The sequence below is a fragment of the Microvirga sp. GN3 genome, assembly GCF_055792825.1.
Genome location: NZ_JBVVAK010000042.1, coordinates 26,903 through 44,680, shown reverse-complemented (window position 1 = coordinate 44,680; position 17,778 = coordinate 26,903). Strand labels below are relative to the sequence as shown.

Annotated in this window: 16 protein-coding genes; 2 read left to right on the top strand and 14 right to left on the bottom strand. The window is 62.1% G+C overall.

Annotation, left to right across the window (positions count from 1 at the left end; translation table 11 throughout):
- The first annotated feature begins 65 nt into the window (after nucleotides 1-65).
- Together gltX and gltA are read left to right on the top strand one after the other, a co-directional pair.
- Nucleotides 66-1,496 carry a glutamate--tRNA ligase gene (gene gltX / locus ACS5Q1_RS20420; RefSeq protein WP_473099893.1) on the top strand — a complete coding sequence of 477 codons (1,431 nt, stop codon included), beginning with the start codon at nucleotides 66-68 and terminating at the stop codon, nucleotides 1,494-1,496.
- Nucleotides 1,497-1,670: 174 nt separating this feature from the next.
- Nucleotides 1,671-2,963 carry a citrate synthase gene (gene gltA, locus ACS5Q1_RS20415; protein WP_473099892.1) on the top strand — a complete coding sequence of 431 codons (1,293 nt, stop codon included), beginning with the start codon at nucleotides 1,671-1,673 and terminating at the stop codon, nucleotides 2,961-2,963.
- A 179-nt stretch (nucleotides 2,964-3,142) separates the two neighbouring features.
- Here the strand turns inward: gltA and lpxB are convergent, their stop codons facing one another.
- From lpxB to ACS5Q1_RS20345, 14 genes are all read right to left on the bottom strand, one after another.
- Nucleotides 3,143-4,321, bottom strand: a complete 1,179-nt coding sequence (gene lpxB, locus ACS5Q1_RS20410) for a lipid-A-disaccharide synthase (protein ID WP_473099891.1) — start codon at nucleotides 4,319-4,321, stop codon at nucleotides 3,143-3,145.
- Nucleotides 4,314-5,177 (bottom strand): LpxI family protein, encoded by an 864-nt coding sequence (locus tag ACS5Q1_RS20405; protein WP_473099890.1) that lies wholly within the window; start codon nucleotides 5,175-5,177, stop codon nucleotides 4,314-4,316. The genes lpxB and ACS5Q1_RS20405 overlap by 8 nt, the downstream gene beginning before the upstream one ends.
- A complete protein-coding gene (lpxA, locus tag ACS5Q1_RS20400) occupies nucleotides 5,177-5,989 on the bottom strand; it encodes an acyl-ACP--UDP-N-acetylglucosamine O-acyltransferase (RefSeq protein WP_473099902.1) in 813 nt (270 codons plus the stop codon). The genes ACS5Q1_RS20405 and lpxA overlap by 1 nt, the downstream gene beginning before the upstream one ends.
- Nucleotides 5,986-6,450, bottom strand: a complete 465-nt coding sequence (fabZ, locus tag ACS5Q1_RS20395) for a 3-hydroxyacyl-ACP dehydratase FabZ (protein ID WP_203439557.1) — start codon at nucleotides 6,448-6,450, stop codon at nucleotides 5,986-5,988. Before fabZ ends, lpxA begins: the two co-directional genes overlap by 4 nt.
- Before the next feature lie 40 nt (nucleotides 6,451-6,490).
- Nucleotides 6,491-7,555: a UDP-3-O-(3-hydroxymyristoyl)glucosamine N-acyltransferase gene (gene lpxD, locus ACS5Q1_RS20390; protein WP_473099889.1), complete on the bottom strand. Its 1,065-nt coding sequence runs from the start codon at nucleotides 7,553-7,555 to the stop codon at nucleotides 6,491-6,493.
- Between the two features lie 39 nt (nucleotides 7,556-7,594).
- On the bottom strand, nucleotides 7,595-9,979 hold the full coding sequence (bamA, locus tag ACS5Q1_RS20385) for an outer membrane protein assembly factor BamA (RefSeq protein WP_473099888.1): 2,385 nt from the start codon (nucleotides 9,977-9,979) through the stop codon (nucleotides 7,595-7,597).
- A gap of 166 nt (nucleotides 9,980-10,145) precedes the next feature.
- On the bottom strand, nucleotides 10,146-11,309 hold the full coding sequence (rseP, locus tag ACS5Q1_RS20380) for an RIP metalloprotease RseP (protein WP_473099901.1): 1,164 nt from the start codon (nucleotides 11,307-11,309) through the stop codon (nucleotides 10,146-10,148).
- 20 nt (nucleotides 11,310-11,329) lie between these two features.
- Nucleotides 11,330-12,511, bottom strand: coding sequence for a 1-deoxy-D-xylulose-5-phosphate reductoisomerase (dxr, locus tag ACS5Q1_RS20375; RefSeq protein ID WP_473099887.1), 1,182 nt, complete (start codon nucleotides 12,509-12,511; stop codon nucleotides 11,330-11,332).
- Nucleotides 12,512-12,517: 6 nt separating this feature from the next.
- Nucleotides 12,518-13,372, bottom strand: a complete 855-nt coding sequence (locus tag ACS5Q1_RS20370) for a phosphatidate cytidylyltransferase (RefSeq protein WP_473099886.1) — start codon at nucleotides 13,370-13,372, stop codon at nucleotides 12,518-12,520.
- Nucleotides 13,373-13,374: 2 nt separating this feature from the next.
- On the bottom strand, nucleotides 13,375-14,142 hold the full coding sequence (locus ACS5Q1_RS20365; protein ID WP_473099885.1) for an isoprenyl transferase: 768 nt from the start codon (nucleotides 14,140-14,142) through the stop codon (nucleotides 13,375-13,377).
- A 27-nt stretch (nucleotides 14,143-14,169) separates the two neighbouring features.
- Nucleotides 14,170-14,730 carry a ribosome recycling factor gene (gene frr / locus ACS5Q1_RS20360; RefSeq protein WP_473099884.1) on the bottom strand — a complete coding sequence of 187 codons (561 nt, stop codon included), beginning with the start codon at nucleotides 14,728-14,730 and terminating at the stop codon, nucleotides 14,170-14,172.
- 71 nt (nucleotides 14,731-14,801) lie between these two features.
- Nucleotides 14,802-15,515, bottom strand: a complete 714-nt coding sequence (gene pyrH, locus ACS5Q1_RS20355) for a UMP kinase (protein ID WP_473099900.1) — start codon at nucleotides 15,513-15,515, stop codon at nucleotides 14,802-14,804.
- 71 nt (nucleotides 15,516-15,586) lie between these two features.
- The gene (tsf, locus tag ACS5Q1_RS20350) at nucleotides 15,587-16,516 is read right to left on the bottom strand and encodes a translation elongation factor Ts (RefSeq protein WP_473099883.1); all 930 of its coding nucleotides are present in this window, start codon (nucleotides 16,514-16,516) and stop codon (nucleotides 15,587-15,589) included.
- 105 nt (nucleotides 16,517-16,621) lie between these two features.
- Nucleotides 16,622-17,644 carry a 30S ribosomal protein S2 gene (locus tag ACS5Q1_RS20345; RefSeq protein WP_203439565.1) on the bottom strand — a complete coding sequence of 341 codons (1,023 nt, stop codon included), beginning with the start codon at nucleotides 17,642-17,644 and terminating at the stop codon, nucleotides 16,622-16,624.
- Between the last annotated feature and the right edge of the window lie 134 nt (nucleotides 17,645-17,778).

The window sequence follows — 17,778 nt, the reverse complement described above, 5'->3', positions numbered from 1 at the left end:
GTCGGATGACGCTGCGGATGGTAAAGCCGCGTGCCCGAAAGTTTTTCAAGTCAAGGTTTCCTGCGATGACCGTCGTCACCCGCTTCGCCCCGTCTCCCACCGGCTTCCTGCATATCGGAGGGGGACGCACGGCCCTGTTCAACTGGCTCTATGCCAAGCGGCACGGGGGCAAGATGCTTCTGCGCATCGAAGACACGGATCGGGAACGCTCGACAGACGCCGCCATCGCCGCCATCCTCGACGGGTTGAAATGGCTCGGCCTCGATTGGGATGGTGACGTGGTCTACCAGTTCTCCCGCGCCGCCCGCCACAAGGAAGTCGCCGAGAGCCTGTTGGCGCGGGGCCGCGCCTATTATTGCTATGCGAGCCAGCAGGAGCTGGAGGAGATGCGCGAGACCGCCCGCAAGGAGGGCCGTCCCCTTCGTTATGACGGCCGCTGGCGCGACCGCGACCCGTCCGAGGCTCCGGAGGGCGTCAAGCCCGTCATCCGCCTGAAGGCGCCGGCCGAGGGCGAGACGGTGGTCGAGGATGAGGTGCAGGGCCGCGTCGTCTGGCAGAACAAGGATCTCGACGATCTCGTGCTCCTGCGCTCGGATGGCACGCCGACCTACATGCTCGCCGTGGTGGTGGACGATCACGACATGGATGTGACGCACGTCATCCGTGGTGACGATCATCTGACCAACGCGGCGCGCCAGACCCAGATCTATCAGGCCCTCGGCTGGGATGTGCCGAAGATGGCTCACATCCCCCTTATCCATGGCCCGGACGGCGCCAAGCTCTCCAAGCGTCATGGCGCTCTCGGCGTCGAGGCGTATCGCAGCATGGGCTATCTGCCGGAGGCTTTGCGGAACTATCTCGTGCGCCTCGGCTGGAGCCATGGCGACCAGGAGATTTTCTCCACGCAAGAGATGATCGATGCCTTCGATCTCGGCAGTATCGGTCGCTCGCCGGCGCGCTTCGATTTTGCCAAGCTCGAGAACCTCAACGGGCATTACATGCGTCAGTCCGACGACGAGCGGCTGGTGCAGGCGCTTGAGGATCTGCTGCCGGAGCTCGATAAGGACGAGCACCATCTCGGCCGGACGTTCAAGCCCGGCCTGCGCCAGAAGCTGATCGCCGCCATGCCGGGTCTGAAGGAGCGCGCCAAGACGCTCGTGGAGTTGCTCGACAGCGCCTATTATCTCTACGCCCAGCGGCCGCTGCATCTCGACGAGAAGGCGGCGAGCCTGCTGGCGGATGGCCGTTTGCGCCTCGTCGGCATCGCCGCGAAGCTCGAAGCCATCTCCGACTGGTCGTCCCACAGCGTCGAGGCCGTCGTGCGCGAGCATGCGGAGGCGATCGGAGCCAAGCTCGGCCAAGTGGCGCAGCCGCTCCGAGCGGCTTTGACGGGGCGCGCCACCTCACCCGGTCTCTTTGACGTGATGGCGGTCCTCGGCAAGGACGAAACCCTGTTGCGCCTGAACGACCAAATCAAGGATGCGCCCGCTGCATAGCGGGCGAATCTCGCCTTTAGACGTGCTTGCTCCGTTCCTACGGATAAGCTACCGAAGGCGCCATTATCCTACCGACCGACCGGCAGACCTCGGTTCGGCAGCCGCGGAGACCTTCTCCGTTCCACAGGTTGCTCTAGGTTCTGCCCGGCCTCCTTTTTGAAAGGGCCATGACGCATGAGTTCCAACACCAGCACACTCACAGTCGACAACAAGTCCGTGGAACTGCCGGTCAAAGAAGGCACCATTGGCCCGAGCGTCATCGACATCTCGAAACTCTACGGCCAGACCGGGATGTTCACTTACGATCCCGGCTTCACCTCGACGGCGGCGACCGAGTCGAAGATCACCTATATCGACGGCGACGAGGGCATCCTGCTCTATCGCGGCTATCCGATCGACCAGCTCGCCGAGCATGGCGACTTTCTGGAGACCTGCTACCTGCTGCTCTACGGCGAGCTGCCGACCGCAGCCCAGAAGGCCGATTTCGACTACCGCGTCACGCGCCACACCATGGTGCACGACCAGATGAACCGGTTCTTCACCGGCTTCCGCCGCGATGCGCACCCGATGGCCATCATGGTCGCCTGCGTCGGCGCCCTTTCGGCCTTCTATCACGACTCGACCGACATCTCGGATCCGCACCAGCGCATGATCGCGTCCATGCGCATGATCGCCAAGATGCCGACGCTCGCCGCCATGGCCTACAAGTATTCCATCGGCCAGCCCTTCGTGTATCCGCAGAACGATCTGGACTACTCGTCCAACTTCCTGCGCATGTGCTTCGCGGTTCCGGCCGAGGAGTACAAGGTCAATCCGGTGCTCTCGCGCGCTCTCGACCGGATCTTCATTCTGCACGCCGATCACGAGCAGAACGCCTCGACCTCGACCGTGCGTCTGGCTGGCTCCTCGGGTGCCAACCCGTTTGCCTGCATTGCGGCCGGCATCGCCTGCCTGTGGGGACCGGCTCACGGCGGCGCCAACGAAGCGGCGCTGAAGATGCTGGAAGAGATCGGCACGCCGGATCGCATTCCGGAATACATCGCCAAGGCGAAGGACAAGAACGATCCGTTCCGCCTGATGGGCTTCGGCCACCGGGTCTACAAGAACTACGACCCGCGCGCCCGCATCATGCAGAAGACCACGCATGAGGTGCTGAACGAGCTCGGCATCAAGGACGATCCGCTCCTCGATGTGGCCGTGGAGCTCGAGCAGATTGCGCTGAAGGACGATTACTTTGTCGAGAAGAAGCTCTACCCGAACATCGACTTCTATTCGGGCATCACGCTGAAGGCGATGGGCTTCCCGACTTCCATGTTCACGGTGCTGTTCGCGCTCGCCCGCACGGTCGGCTGGATCGCCCAGTGGAGCGAGATGATCGAGGATCCGTCCCAGCGCATCGGCCGCCCGCGCCAGCTCTATACGGGCGAGAAGGAGCGCGATTACGTCACGGTCGCCCAGCGCGGGTGAGACAAGCGGAAACGCTGACATTGAAAAGGGGCCGAAAGGCCCCTTTTCATTGCTGCTGTTTACTGGCTTAGTGTCATTCCCGACCGGAGCGGTGGGGAAGGGAATCCATAGCGACAGAGCGTGTGAGTGGATCCCCTTCCCGCGCTTCGTGCGCCGGAGATGATATTCGCGAAAAGCGCCTATGCTTTCGCCGGGCCGGTCAACACCTCGTCGACAATCCTTGCCGCACGCTCGCTCGGTACCTCGTTCCCGATTTTCATCAATTCATCGAGCTTGCTGAACGCTGCGAGCTGTCGCTGCCGCTCAGGAGTCTCGCTCAGGAGTGGCAGAAGCGCATCGGCGAGCCTCTCGGGCGTGCAATCCCACTGGATCAGCTCGGGGATGACGTTCTCGCCGAGCACCAGGTTCGTCAGCACGATGGACGGTGCCTTGATGAGGTATTTCAGCACTTCCTCGATTTTTGAAACCCGGTAAGCGACGACCATCGGCACGCCGGAGAGTCCGAGTTCGAGAGTCACGGTGCCGGAAGCGGCGAGCGCTACGTCGGCCTGCCTGAAGGCTGCCCACTTGGCGGCCTCGCCTTCCACGATCCGTGGCTTCACGCTCCAGGATTGCGCCCGTGCCCGGATCTCCTGCGCGACGTGCGAAACCGCCGGGATCGTGACCTCGAAGGGATGTGGCGAACGCTCCTTCAGGAGCGTCAACGCCTCACCAAAGGGCTCCATGAGTCGGCTCACCTCCGAGCGGCGGCTCCCCGGCAGGACAAGGAGCTTGAGAGGTTTGCTCTCCACACTTCCGCGCTCACCGGGCGCAGGCCTGATCTCGGCGAGACGCTCGATCAGTGGATGACCGACATACGTTGTCGGCGGGCCGCCTAGACGCTTGTGGGCCTCTGGCTCGAAGGGCAGCAGGGCGAGAACGTGATCCACATAGGCCCGCATCTTCGGCGCGCGGCCGGGTCTCCAGGCCCAGACGGATGGGCTGACATAGTCGATAATGGGAATCTGAGGGGCACGCTGTCGGACGGCCTTAGCGACCCGATGCGTGAAATCCGGACTATCGATGATGACGAGCATGTCGGGATTCGCCGCGACAGCAGCATCAGCTGTGAACCGAATGCGCTTTAGAATAGAGGGTAGCCGCGCGATGACGGCGGAAAACCCCATGACGGCAATCTCTTCAAGAGGAAACAGGCTCTTCAGGCCTTCCTTCTCCATGGCGTGCCCGCCCACACCGCCGAAGCGCACGCGTTCGCTGCCGAGCCGGACCTTCAGGGATCGCATCAGCTTCGCGCCGAGCTGATCGCCCGATTCCTCGCCGGACACGATCCAGATCGTCAGCGGCTTTTCCTCAGCCAAGGGAATTCTCCATCCAGGGCAGGTGGACGGCGACGAGAAACAGGCCGAGCCGGTCAGCCATGTGCAGGGTCTTCTCCTGCTCCAGCACAAAAGTGGAGCCCGCGCCGACGGCAATGCCGGAAAGCCCTGCCTTTGCCGCTTCGACGACTGTGCGGGGTCCGATGGTCGGCATGTCGACCCTCAGGTCCTGACCGCGCTTGGCGGCCTTGATCAGCACCCCGCCCTCCTCGCGGCGGCGAAGGCCAAACCACGATTGGCGCATCTTCATGACCCGCCTCATCATCCGGTCGGTGCCCTCGGGTCCTTCGATCGCCAGCACGTGCCGGCGAGCGATAACGGCACCCTGGCCGATATCGAAGGCTGACAAGGATTTGAGGAGATCGAGGCCAAGGGCAATGGCCTCACGGTCATCCGCCTTGGGTGAAAGTTTTCCGCTCAATGACCGCGCGGCAACGAGATCGGGCGCGAGCTCATGGGCGCCGACCACTCGATGGCCCCGCTCCTCCAGCAGCATCACGGCTCCGCGCAGCACCTGATCGTCGCCGCGCGTGATGACCTCCTTCACCTCATGCATGTTTCGCAGCAGCGAATAGGCACTGAGGAGCGCGGAAAAGCCGGGACGGCGTACGGCGCCGACAAGGGAGACGGCCTGCGGCTGCCACCCTTCCAGTGTGTTCATGATGGTCTTGAGATCGAGAAGGTCGACGGTGGCATGGGCGCGACGCTGGAGTTCGGCTTCCGCGAAGCCGCGGAAGGCCAGCACGCGGACCTCTTGTCCCGTCCGCTCGAGATGGTTCACGAGTTGGATGGGAAGCTGCCCGGCCCCGGCGAGAATCGCGATTGGGCCTGCAGACATCAGCCCACCGAACTGACGGGATCCCGCGGTGTGCAGATCGCGCGATCCTTGCCTTCACGGATGAAGTCGAGGATCTCGTGCACGAAGGGATGATCGTCGAACTCGCCGGCCACGTCCTCGACCCGCTCCGACAAGGTGCCCTCATCGGCGAATAGCAGGCGATAGGCCCGACGGATGTCGTGGATCTGCTCGCGGGTGAAGCCGCGGCGGCGCAGACCGATGATGTTCAGACCGGCCAGATGCGCCCGGTTACCCATGGCCATGCCATAAGGAATGAGATCGTTCTCGAGCCCCGACATGCCGCCGACGAAGGCGTGGGAGCCGACACGGGCGAACTGGATCACGGCGGAGCCGCCGCCGAAGATCACGAAATCGCCCACCGTGACATGGCCCGCCAGCATCACGTTGTTGGAGAGAATGCAGTCGTTGCCGACCTTGGTGTCATGGCCCACATGGGAATTGGCCAGGAAAGCGCAGCGGTCGCCGATGATTGTGCGCAGGCCACCGCCCTCGGTGCCGGGGTTCATGGTCACGCCTTCGCGGATCATGCAATCGGCACCGATCTCGAGCGTCGAGGCCTCGCCTTTGTACTTCAGGTCCTGCGGAATGTGACCGATGGAGGCGAAAGGGAAGATCCGTGTCCGTGGCCCGATTTTCGTGCGTCCGGCCAGGGCCACATGGCTCATGAGCTGGCAGCCCTCGCCAAGCTCAACCTCGGGACCGACCGTGCAGAACGGGCCGATCTTCGCGCCCGGGCCGATCTTCGCGCCATCCTCGATGATGGCGGTCGGATGAATCGCGGTTTCCATTATTCGAGCACCAGCATGGCACTGACCTCGGCCTCACAGACGAGCGTGCCGTCCACCTTGGCCTCGCCTTTGTACCACCACATGTTGCGGCGGTTGTTCAGCTTGCGCATGTGGAACTCGACCCGATCGCCCGGCTCCACCGGTTTGCGGAATTTCACCTTATCAATCGTCATAAAAAATACCTGCTTCGGCTTAGCCTGCTGCGCAATCTTCGCCTTGACGCAGATGGCGCCTGCCGTCTGAGCCATGGCCTCGATCAGGAAAACGCCTGGAAAGATCGGGCGGGACGGGAAATGGCCCGTGAATTGTGGCTCATTGAAGGTGACATTCTTGATGCCGATGCAGGAATTGTCGCCGTCGATCTCAATGATCTTATCGACCAGGAGGAAGGGATACCGGTGCGGCAGAAGCTCCAGGATCTCCATGATATCGGCGGATTGAAGCGTGGTAGCCGCTTCGGACATGACGGGAACTCCAGGCAGTAATGGATGCCTTCAACGAACGTTATGAAGACGCATCGTCGTCTTTGGCGGAATCGCCCTGGGATGCAAGCTTTTTCAGCGCCGTGATCTCGCGGAACCACTCGCGCATCGGCCTGGCCGGGATGCCGCCCCAGCGGGCGCCGGCCGGTACATCGCCGTTGACGCCGCTGGTGGCCGCGATCTGCGCGCCCATGCCGATCCGCACATGGCCTTTGACGGCGACCTGACCACCGATAGCCACATAGTCCTCGATCGTCGTCGAGCCGGCGATGCCGACCTGGGCAACGATCACGCAATGGCGGCCGATCACCACATTATGGGCGATCTGGACAAGATTATCGATTTTCGTGCCCTCGCCGATCACCGTATCTCGGCTGGCACCCCGGTCCACGGTCGTGTTGGCACCGATCTCCACGTCGTCCTGGATGATGACCCGGCCAACCTGCGGCACCTTGAGGTGTCCCTGCGGCCCCATGGCAAAGCCGAAGCCATCCTGTCCGATACGCACGCCCGGGTGGAGAATGACGCGGTTGCCGACGAAGGCGTGGGATACGGTCACGCTAGCAGCGACGGTGCAGTCCCGCCCGATCTTAACCTTTGGCCCGATCACGGAATGGGCTCCGATCAAGGTCCCAGCGCCGATCTCCGCATGGGGGCCGATAACGGCCCCGGGATCGACCCGAACTCCATGCTCCAACCTGGCGGATGGATGCACGAAGGAGCCTGGCGAAATCCCAGTCGAGACGAAGGATGATTCCGGCCGCATGGCGGACGGGAACATGAGCCCGAGCACCTGGGCAAAAACGCGATAGGCCTGCGGGGTGACGATGGCGATGGTCTGGGACGGCACCTTCGCGGCGTAGCGCGGCGTCACGAGGCATGCCACCGCGCGCGTTGCCGCCAAAGCGCCAACATAGGCCGGGTTGTCCATATAGGCGAGATCGCCGGGACCGGCACTTTCCAGAGGCGCAACGCCTTTAAGCAAAAACTCCCCGTCGATGCCGTCGGGGAGCGTTGCATTCGCCAACTCTGCCACCTGACGCAGATTCAACGTCTGGCTTTGCGGAAAGAAATTGGATTCTGTCATGAAGAATAAGTGAGGGCACCTCTCGGCGCCCTCCCCGATTTAGAAGCGCGTACCGCCCGAGAACCGGAAGGCCTGGGTGCGGTCGGCTCCGACCCGAACACCATCTCTGAAAACACCCTCTTCCTTCGAGAGCGCATATGCGTAGTCGAAGCGGATCGGACCGAGCGGCGAGTTCCACAGGATGGAGGCGCCGACAGAGGAGCGGATCATGTCGCTGTCGAGAACCTCGATGCAGTTCTGCGGCACGTTGGGATCCTGCGTGCAAACCGCGTCGGCGGGATCGAGGATGCTGCCGCCATTCACGTTAAAGACAGTCGGACCTTCATAGCCGAAGAGCGTACCGGCATCGGCAAAGACGGCACCCTTCAGGCCGAGCTCGCGCGGCAGACCCCAGATCGGGAACTGCACTTCGAGCGTACCGCCGAAATAAGTGGTGCCGCCGATGGCGTTCGCACGGCTGTCGAGGCTCGAGATATCACGCGGTCCGATGCCGTTCGGTGCGAAGCCGCGGACCAGCGACGGACCCATGAAGAAGTGGTCGACGATGCGGAGATCGCCGTTATCGCCGTCATCGTCGCCGCTGTTGAAGCCCATGATGTGACCACCCTGGATACGAGCGATACCGACCACGTCTTCGAACAGTTCGCGGTAGTAGCGTGCATCGCCGGTCACACGGAAGTAGCGGGAGTCACCACCAAGACCGGCGAAGTCCGTCTTCACTTCGGCGTAGAAGCCGTTACGCGGCTCACGGATGCTGTCGAGCGTATTGTAGTTGAACGTCAAGCCCGCGAGCGAAGTAATGGTGTCGCCCTGCGATTCCTTGATAGCCAGAGAGGCTTCACCGTTGCCTTCGCAGAACTGACGGTTCGGCGTCCCGTTCGCGTTCAGCTGCGTATAACCCGGGATCGGAGCCGAGCAGTCGTTATACGGCTGATCGAGGTCGTTCGGGATATCCAGCGACTGCTGATAGAGCGAGTAGCGCGCAGTGACCGTGAACTCTTCCGTCATCGGAAGGCCGAGGCGCAGCGTACCGCCGGTCATCCGGTTCTCGTAACGGGAATACCGGGTCTGATCGCTGAACTTCGAGAACAGATCGATACCAGCCGACATCCGGTAGCCGAGGAAGTACGGCTCCGTGAACGAGAAGTCGACGCCGTGAGCGCGTTGACCGAGCTGGCCGGCGAGACGGACGAACTGACCGCGGCCAAGGAAGTTGGTCTCGGTGACCGAGACTTCACCGATGAAGCCGTCAGCCGTGGAGTAGCCGCCCGAGATGGCGAACGACCCGGTGGACTGATCCTCGACATCGACGTTCACGACCACACGGTCGGCCGAAGAGCCGGGCTCGTTCGAAATGCGAACCTGCTTGAAGTAGCCGAGGTTGTTCAGACGACGCTCGGCGCGATCGACGAGCACCTGGTTATAAGCATCGCCCTCACCAAGCTCGAACTCACGACGGATCACGTAGTCACGGGTACGGCTGTTGCCGCGCACGTTGATGCGCTCGATGTAGATTCGCGGACCTTCCTCGACCACGTAAGCAAGGTTGACCGTGCGGGTCGCAGGATCGCGGGTGCCGACCGGGCGCACCTGAGCGAACGGATTTCCTTGGCGACCGACATTGGTGGTCAGCGCCTGAACCGACTTCTCGACGGAGTCAGCATTGTAAACCGAACCCTCCGAGGTCACGATTCCACGGCGAAGCCCTTCGGCCTCAACCCCAGCAAGTCGGGGATCGACGCTGATATTGCCGAATCGATACTGCTCACCCTCATCCACCGTGATGGTGATGATGTAGCCGCCGGCATTGGCGTCAAACGTCACATCGCTGGAGACGAGACGGTAATCGGCATAGCCGTTCTTCAGGTAGTAGCGGCGGATGAGATCGAGATCGTTCGAAAGCCGGTTCGGATCGTAGACGTCGGTGCTCTTGAGAAAGCTCAGGAGGTTCGACTCGGTGGTCTGCATGACACCACGCAGACGGCTGGACGAGACCTGATTGTTGCCGACAAAGCGGATCTCTTCCACGCCAGTCTTGTCACCCTCGTTGATGGTGTAGACCACGTCGACCGTGCCGTTGGGCAGATCGACCAGGCGAGGCGTGACCGCGGCCAGACCACGGCCAGAACGGCGATAGACCTCAAGAATTCTCTGAACGTCGGCGTCGACGGTCGCCTGATTATAAGGAGCGCGGGCACGGGCCTGCAACTGATCCTCGATCAGGGCCTTCTCGACCCTCTTGTTACCTTCGATCACCACCCGGTTGACGATGGGACCCTGAGCAGCCGAGGCGCGGCGATTCCCCGGGGCCACCTGCTGCGCGAAGGCGCTCTCCGCGGCAGTAATCCCGACCATCAGCGCACTGATCGCGACAATGGCGGTGGTAGCCGGCTTTTTCCGGCGAGGCGTGGTCGTCGACATCATCAACTGGCCCGTTCTTTATATTCTGTCCCTAGCGAGGAAGGCCCCGCAGGTTGGAGACGAGTGCCCCCAACCTTATCTGTGTGGACCGCTTGTACAAACTTTCGCCGTTATTGCAAACGGCACATCCACAACAGAGTACCAATTTTTAAATAGCGTGGCGTCCTTGTCACGATCCCTGGGTCAGAAAACTGGTGCCAAGGTGAACAAGATCATTCCAAGTGGCGAAAAGCATGAGCATCGCCACCAGGGCAAACCCAATTCTGAAGCCGATTTCCTGGGCTTTTTCGCTCAAAGGACGCCCGCGAACCGCCTCAATGGCATAGAACAGAAGATGGCCGCCATCCAGCAACGGAATGGGAAAAAGGTTAATGAGACCGATCGAGACGGACATGAATCCGATCAAACTGACCAGACTATAGACCCCTCCGACATCGAAAGCGGTGCCCGAGGCCCGGGCGATTCCAATAGGGCCGGAGAGCTGGTCGGTCGATTCCCAGCCCATAACCAGGCGGCGGATGAAGTTGATGGTCCGCTCGACAAGGTTCCAGGTTTCGACCACGGCGGCCTTGACTGCCCCCCACGGCGTATAGGTCAGACGCTTGATTGCAGAAGGATCGCGGGAAGCCTCGACACCGAGCAGTCCGATGCGCTGCTTGCCGAAGGGACTGGTCCGCTCGACGAAGTTGGGCGTTGCCGTAAGGGCAACGACTTGGCCGCTGCGCTCAACCGTGAAATCAAGGGGTTCCCCCGCGCTGGAACTCACAATGAGCTGCATATCGGCGAAGGTTTGGATCTGTCGGCCGTCGACAGTCAGAATCAGATCCTTGGGCTGGAAGCCCGCCTTTTCGGCCGCGCTTCCAGGCTGGACGGCCTCGATGCGTGGCTCCAGGACCTGCCGACCGTTGAAGTAGTTGAAGCCGGCGAAGATGGCGATGGCCAGGATGAAGTTGGCTATGGGGCCTGCCGCCACGATGGCCGCACGCTTGGCCACATTCTGGTGGGGAAAACTGATCGCCCGCTGCTCCAGGGGCATTCGATCGAGCTGATCCTGGTCAGGAACGCTGGCCGCATTGAGGTCGCCGACGAATTTGACGTAGCCGCCGAGGGGAATCGCAGAGATCTTCCAGCGGGTGCCCTTCTTGTCAGTCCAGCCGATCAACTCGCGCCCGAAGCCGATGGAAAAGGCCGTGACGCCGACCCCGCAGAGGCGTCCGACCCAGAAATGACCGAACTCGTGGACGAACACGACGACCGTGAGAACTACAAGGAAGGAGATCAGGGTCAGGAACAGGGTACCTGTCGCGCCGCTGATCATCGAGAGAAAATCCATCATCGTCCCTTTCGCGCTCTTTAGAGCTGCGTCGCTTCGGCATAGGCCGGAATGAGCTGCCGCGCCGCCTGCCGGGCCTCCTGATCGATGCCTAGCGCATCCGCCACAGTTTCCGGCGCAGGAATTTGTCTTCCCGAGAAGGTCGAGCAAATGCTCTCAACCATCTCTGAAATATTGTAAAATCCGATCCGATCCGCCATATAGGCCTCGACTGCAATCTCGTTGGCGGCATTCAGGATCGTAGGCATCGCGCCTCCGGCCTTCAGCGCAGCTTTCGCCAGAGATAGGCATGGGAACCGTTGTTCGTCAGACCGCTCGAAGCTTAATCGACCAATCGCGGCGAGATCGAGACGGGGCAGGTCCATCGTCAGACGCCCCTGGTTGCGTAGCGCATTGGCGATCGGGACCTTCATGTCGGGCAGGGCGAGGCCGGCCGTCACGGCGCCATCGCTCCACTGAACGAGGCCGTGCACAATCGCCTCCGGATGAACCAGGACATCGAGACGCTCCTCTTCGATGTCGAACAGGTGATGCGCCTCGATCAGCTCGAGCCCCTTATTCATCAGGGTGGCCGAGTCGATGTTGATCTTCGATCCCATGGACCAGACCGGATGGGCCGACGCCACCTTGGCGCTAGCCTTTGCGATGCGCTCTCTGGGCCAGGTGCGGAAGGGGCCACCAGAGGCGGTTATCACCGCCTTTTCCACATCCCGGTTTGCACCCGCCGTAAGAGCATGATCCAGGGCGTTATGCTCGGAATCCACCGGCATGATCTCCACACCGAGACGGCGGGCATCGGCCATGAAGGCGGCGCCGGCGCAGACAAGACTTTCCTTGTTGGCAAGGGCAATTCGCCGGCCCGGCTTCAAAGCCGCGTGGGTCGGGGCCAAACCGGCCGTTCCGCTGATGGCGGCCACCACGACGTCGGCATCGCGCTCTGCAGCATCCAGAACCGCGGACGGGCCCGCACCATTCCTAATTCCGGTTCCTGACAAGGCCTGCTTTAACGCCTCCCCTCCGCGCTCATCGGCAAGGGCGGCGAATTTGGCTCCAAGCCGCCGAGCGGCATCCGCCAGGGCGGCCGCATCGCGCCCGCCCACGACCGCTTCAACACGAAACTCATCCCGATGGGCCAAGACGACATCGGTCGTCGAGCGGCCGATTGAACCGGTTGCTCCAAGAATCGTAAGGGAACGGGTCATCAATGCCTATGTCGTGAAATGAACAGTCAAAAGAACGGCTGCAACGATGAAGCATACGGCCCAGAAGCCGTCGAGGCGATCCATCACGCCGCCATGCCCTGGGATGAGATGGCTCGAATCCTTGACGTTGCAATGGCGCTTGAGAGCAGACTCGCCGAGATCTCCGATCTGGCTCGCGATGGATGCAATGATAGAGATAACAGCTGTGCCGAGAAGACCGAATGGCAGGCTCAGCCCATATTTCTTCCCGCCCCAGGCGACCAGCATCCCGCCCAGAGCTGCAGCGACGACGCCTCCGATGAACCCGGACCAGGTCTTTTTCGGGCTGATGGCGGGATAAAGCTTAGGCCCACCAAAGGTCCGTCCGGTGAAATAGGCGGCGATGTCGGTCGCCCAGACCACGGCAAACATCCACAGCAGCCCCAGAATGCCGAGTTCGAGATGGTCGCGCACGATCGGCGGCACGAGAACGATCAGAGACGCATAGAGGAAGCTCGAAGCGGCCCATCTCTTCTGCGCGCCCTTGGTAAGGACAAGACTCGCTGCCAGAAACACAAGACATGCTGCCACGAACAGGCCAAAGCTGGCATCGGTCAGAAAAAGCAGCGTCAGAACAGCAAGGCCGGAACCCAGGATCGCCTGCACCAACCGGCGCGGCTCGACCCCGGTCATGTCCGTCCATTCCACCATGATGGCGACACCGGCTGCCAGCCAGAACAGGGCGAACGGCCATCCGCCCCAATAGGCGGTCAGGAGGGCGAGTACGATCATGACGACGGCGGACAAAATCCGTGTCGTCAGTTCCTTGGACGGGGCTGGTTTCGGGCTGGATGGCAGGGAGGAGCCTTGGTCTGAGACCATCGTCAAACCGCCCGGGCGCTCAGGCCGCCGAACCGGCGCTCGCGCCTGCAGTATTCGTCAATGGCTGCCTTGAAGGCGGCCTCGTCGAAGTCCGGCCAGAAGCAGGGCAGGAAGACAAACTCGGAGTAAGCCGTCTGCCATGTGAGAAAGTTCGACACCCGCTGCTCACCTGAGGTCCGGATAACGAGATCCGGATCGGGGATGTCGTGAGTATCGAGGGCGGCTCCGACCGTATCCATATCGATATCGGCCGGATCGAGCGAACCTTCCTTGACCCGGCGCGCAAGAGCCCGCATGGCGCTCACGATCTCCTGGCGCCCACCGTAGTTGAACGCGATGACCAGGGTCAGGCCGGTGTTGGACCGGGTGAGCTGCTCCGCCTCTTCGAGCAGCAGACGGATGTCGGAGGTCAAGCCTTCACGCTCGCCGATGATCCGAACGCGGATGTTGTTGGCGTGAAGCTCGGCCAAGTCGTGGCGCACGAAACGCTTGAGGAGGCCCATAAGATAGGACACCTCATCAGCAGGTCTGCGCCAATTCTCCGCTGAGAAGCTGTAGACGGTGAGGTAACGGATACCGAGATTGGTCGCGGTTTTCACCGCACGGCGTATCGCCTCGATCCCCTTCCGATGGCCCTCGAACCGGGGCAGCCCTCTTTGAGCGGCCCAGCGTCCGTTTCCATCCATGATGATGGCAACATGGGTCGGCGTCCCCTCGCCCGCCTCTTGATGGGCTAGGATGGGGGCCGACCGCTTGGCTTCGCCGCTCATATTTCCGTCCCGATGCACGCCTGACGATCAGACGTGCATGATTTCCTTTTCCTTCGCCGCCAGAAGGGTGTCGACCTCAGCTACGAACTGATCCGTCGCCTTCTGCACCTGGTCGGCGTGGCGCTTTCCGTCATCCTCGCTGATGGCGCTGTCCTTCTCAAGCTTCTTGAGCAGGTCGAGACCGTCGCGGCGCACGTGGCGAACCGCGACCTTCGCCTCTTCAGCGTATTTGTGCGCGACCTTCACCATTTCCTTGCGGCGCTGCTCGTTCATTTCGGGGATCCGCAGACGGATCACCTGCCCCTCGGTCTGCGGATTGAGGCCGAGATCCGATTCCCGGATCGCCTTCTCCACGGCGGCCACCATACCCCGGTCCCAGACCTGAACGCTGAGGAGACGCGGCTCCGGCACGTTCACAGTGGCAACCTGCGCGATCGGCATCATGGCACCATAGGCGTCGATCTGGATCGGATCGAGCAGATTCGGCGAGGCGCGTCCGGTGCGCAGGCTAGCCAGGTCGTTCTTGAAAGCGTTGATGGCGCCCTGCATGCGGCGCTTCACATCGGCGAGATCAAAGGTCGTGGCCATCAGTTTCTGTCCTTACGCGAACTATTTAAACGGGCTTACGCTTCCAAGGGTCCAGCATCAAGGCCCTAGGATCAAGGGGCGACGACCGTGGAGGGCACTTTCCCCTGGAGAAGAGCGGTGACGGAGCTGGGAGCATGCACCGAGCCCACGATGATCGAGAGCTTGCTCTCGCGGGCCAGGGCGAAGGCTGCGGTATCCATGACCTTCAGATCTTTGGCGATGGCCTCGTCATGGGTCAGGCGGTCGAATCGGATCGCATTCAGGTCTTTTTTCGGGTCAGCCGAGTAGACGCCGTCGACCTGGGTCGCCTTCAAGACCGCGTCGCACCGCAGCTCGGCGGCGCGAAGGACGGCAGCGGTATCGGTCGTGAAGAAGGGATTGCCGGTGCCACCGGCCAGAACCACCACCTGCCCCTTGTCGAGGTGGTGCAGGGCCGGCTGACGGGCATAGGTTTCGCAGATCGTCGGCATGGAGACCGCCGACATGGTGCGGGCCGGGACGCCGGCGGCATTCAGAGCCGTCTCGATGGCGAGCGAATTCATCACTGTGCCGAGCATGCCCATGGAATCGGCCGTGGGACGGTCGATCCATCCGGCGGCGCTCATGCGGGCGCCACGGATGATGTTGCCGCCACCGATGACGACGGCAATCTCGAATCCGGCGCGGGTAGCCTGGGCCAGATCCTCGGCCAGGGAGGATAGGATCTGAGTATCGAGCCAGTAGCCGTCGGGAGCCATCAAGGCCTCACCCGAGAGCTTCACCAGGATGCGCCGGAACGTTGCCATCATCAGACCTTTCTTTTCGAGACCTCTCATGAAAACGGCGGCTGAAGAGCCGCCGTTTGCTTGGGTTCGATTTAGGCCTTGAGACCGGCCTGGGCGGCCACTTCGGCCGCGAAGTCCGGAGCCTCTTCCTTCTCGATGCCCTCGCCGAGAGCATAGCGGACGAAGGCCTTGAGGGTGACCGGCTTGCCGGCCTTGGACTCGGCTTCCTTGAGAACCTGGGTCACGGTCTTCGAGGGATCGTGCACGAAAGGCTGCTCCAGGAGGGTGACCTCCTTGAAGTAGCTCTTCAGACCGCTCTCGATGATCTTCTGCATGACATGATCCGGCTTGCCGGCGTTCTTGTCGCGCAGGATGGCGCTCTCGCGCTCGATCGTGGCGGCGTCGACGCCGGAGGCGTCAAGCGCAACCGGGCTGGTCGCGGCCACGTGCATGGCGATCTGGCGACCGAGCGTGCCGAGAACGGTCACGTCGCCCTCGGACTCAAGCGCCACCAGGACGCCGATCTTGCCAAGGCCTTCGGTCACTGAGTTATGGACATAGGACGCGATTACGCCCTTGGACACTTCAAGCTTGGCGATGCGGCGCAGGGTCATGTTCTCGCCGATGGTGGCGATGAGCTCCTGCAGGCGGTCCTTCACGGTCGTCTGCGAACCGGGGAAGTGAGCGGCTTCGAGCGACTCGACGGTGCCGTTGCCCATCAGGCCGATCTTGGCGGCTTCGCGCACGAAAGCCTGGAACTGGTCGTTACGGGCGACGAAGTCCGTCTCGGAATTGACCTCGAGGATCGTGGCAGTGTGACCGGAGGACTCGACGGCCACGAGGCCCTCGGCCGCCACGCGACCAGCCTTCTTGGCAGCCTTCGACAGGCCCTTCTTACGCAGCCAGTCGATCGCAGCTTCCATGTCGCCGTTGGTCTCGGCGAGAGCGGCCTTGCAGTCCATCATGCCAGCGCTGGTCGTCTCGCGCAGCTCTTTCACCATCGCAGCGGTAATGTTCGCCATGGCTTTTCCTTTCAATGGTTCACGCATAGAGGGAGCCCGGCGCTCGTGGAACGCCGGGCTCGATCATTCGTTCAAGCGGCGCTGCATGTTGCGGCGCCGTAAGGCTTACGCAGCAGCGGCTTCGATCATCGAGCGGGCCTGGTTGATCCAGCCATCACGCTCGAGACGGCCGTTCAGCTTCAGATCCTTGTCGAGCTGGGCGGTATCGCCCGGCTGCATGGCGGCAAGCTGCCAGTAGTGGAAGATGCCAGCCTCGTTGAGCTTCTTCTCGAGCTGCGGGCCAACGCCGTTCAGCTTGGTCAGATCGTCCGGGGCGCCGCGGGGAGCAGCCAGACGCTCGAACTGCTCGCCTTCATAGGCTGCGGTTGCCGTCTCAGCAGCCGGGAGCTCTTCGGCCATCGGGTTCTCGGACGCGCCGATATCGATACCCATGTCGCCGGCACCACGGGAGATGCCGTCGAGGGCAGCACGAGCAACCAGATCGCAGTAGAGCGAGATCGCGCGGCCGGCGTCGTCATTGGCCGGAACCGGGAAGGTAATGCCGTCCGGATCGCAGTTCGTGTCGACGATGGCAGCCACCGGGATACCGAGGCGCTTGGCCTCCTGAATCGCCAGCTGCTCCTTGTTGGTGTCGATGATGAAGATCAGGTCGGGCGTACCGCCCATATCCTTGATGCCGCCAAGAGCGCGCTCGAGCTTCTCCTTCTCACGGGCAAGCATGAGACGCTCTTTCTTCGTGAGGCCCTGGCCGCCGCCGGCGAGAATCTCGTCGACCTTGCGCAGGCGCGCGATGGAGCCGGAGATCGTCTTCCAGTTGGTCAGCATGCCGCCGAGCCAGCGGGAGTTCACATAGTACTGAGCCGAACGCTTGGCCGCATCGGCAACGGCATCGGAAGCCTGACGCTTGGTGCCGACGAAGAGCACGCGACCACCCTTGGCAACCGTGTCGCTGACGGCCTGAAGGGCGCGGTGCAGCATCGGAACCGTCTGGGCGAGATCGATGATGTGGATGTTGTTACGGGTGCCGAAGATGTACTGACCCATCTTCGGGTTCCAACGGTGAGCCTGGTGGCCAAAGTGAGCGCCAGCCTCAAGCAGGCTGCGCATCGAAAAATCGGGAAGCGCCATAGTTTATTCTCCGGTTAAGCCTCCGCGGAACAGTGGACCGGGTTAAGCCGGCCACCGGGATACCTCATGGGCTTATGAGGTGGATTCCGCGTGTGGGATAGGCGCGCATATAGGGGTAAAGCCGCCGAAATGCA

What these genes read in the sequence shown, in the direction of transcription:
- fabZ (WP_203439557.1), bottom strand. Translation starts at nt 6,450, where the DNA reads ATGTCCGAAGCGGCTACCACGCTTCAATCCGCCGATATCATGGAGATC.
- frr (WP_473099884.1), bottom strand. Translation starts at nt 14,730, where the DNA reads ATGGCCACGACCTTTGATCTCGCCGATGTGAAGCGCCGCATGCAGGGC.
- gltX (WP_473099893.1), top strand. Translation starts at nt 66, where the DNA reads ATGACCGTCGTCACCCGCTTCGCCCCGTCTCCCACCGGCTTCCTGCAT.
- ACS5Q1_RS20365 (WP_473099885.1), bottom strand. Translation starts at nt 14,142, where the DNA reads ATGAGCGGCGAAGCCAAGCGGTCGGCCCCCATCCTAGCCCATCAAGAG.
- gltA (WP_473099892.1), top strand. Translation starts at nt 1,671, where the DNA reads ATGAGTTCCAACACCAGCACACTCACAGTCGACAACAAGTCCGTGGAA.
- tsf (WP_473099883.1), bottom strand. Translation starts at nt 16,516, where the DNA reads ATGGCGAACATTACCGCTGCGATGGTGAAAGAGCTGCGCGAGACGACC.
- ACS5Q1_RS20370 (WP_473099886.1), bottom strand. Translation starts at nt 13,372, where the DNA reads ATGGTCTCAGACCAAGGCTCCTCCCTGCCATCCAGCCCGAAACCAGCC.
- bamA (WP_473099888.1), bottom strand. Translation starts at nt 9,979, where the DNA reads ATGATGTCGACGACCACGCCTCGCCGGAAAAAGCCGGCTACCACCGCC.
- ACS5Q1_RS20405 (WP_473099890.1), bottom strand. Translation starts at nt 5,177, where the DNA reads ATGTCTGCAGGCCCAATCGCGATTCTCGCCGGGGCCGGGCAGCTTCCC.
- ACS5Q1_RS20345 (WP_203439565.1), bottom strand. Translation starts at nt 17,644, where the DNA reads ATGGCGCTTCCCGATTTTTCGATGCGCAGCCTGCTTGAGGCTGGCGCT.
- pyrH (WP_473099900.1), bottom strand. Translation starts at nt 15,515, where the DNA reads ATGGCAACGTTCCGGCGCATCCTGGTGAAGCTCTCGGGTGAGGCCTTG.
- lpxD (WP_473099889.1), bottom strand. Translation starts at nt 7,555, where the DNA reads ATGACAGAATCCAATTTCTTTCCGCAAAGCCAGACGTTGAATCTGCGT.
- dxr (WP_473099887.1), bottom strand. Translation starts at nt 12,511, where the DNA reads ATGACCCGTTCCCTTACGATTCTTGGAGCAACCGGTTCAATCGGCCGC.
- rseP (WP_473099901.1), bottom strand. Translation starts at nt 11,309, where the DNA reads ATGGATTTTCTCTCGATGATCAGCGGCGCGACAGGTACCCTGTTCCTG.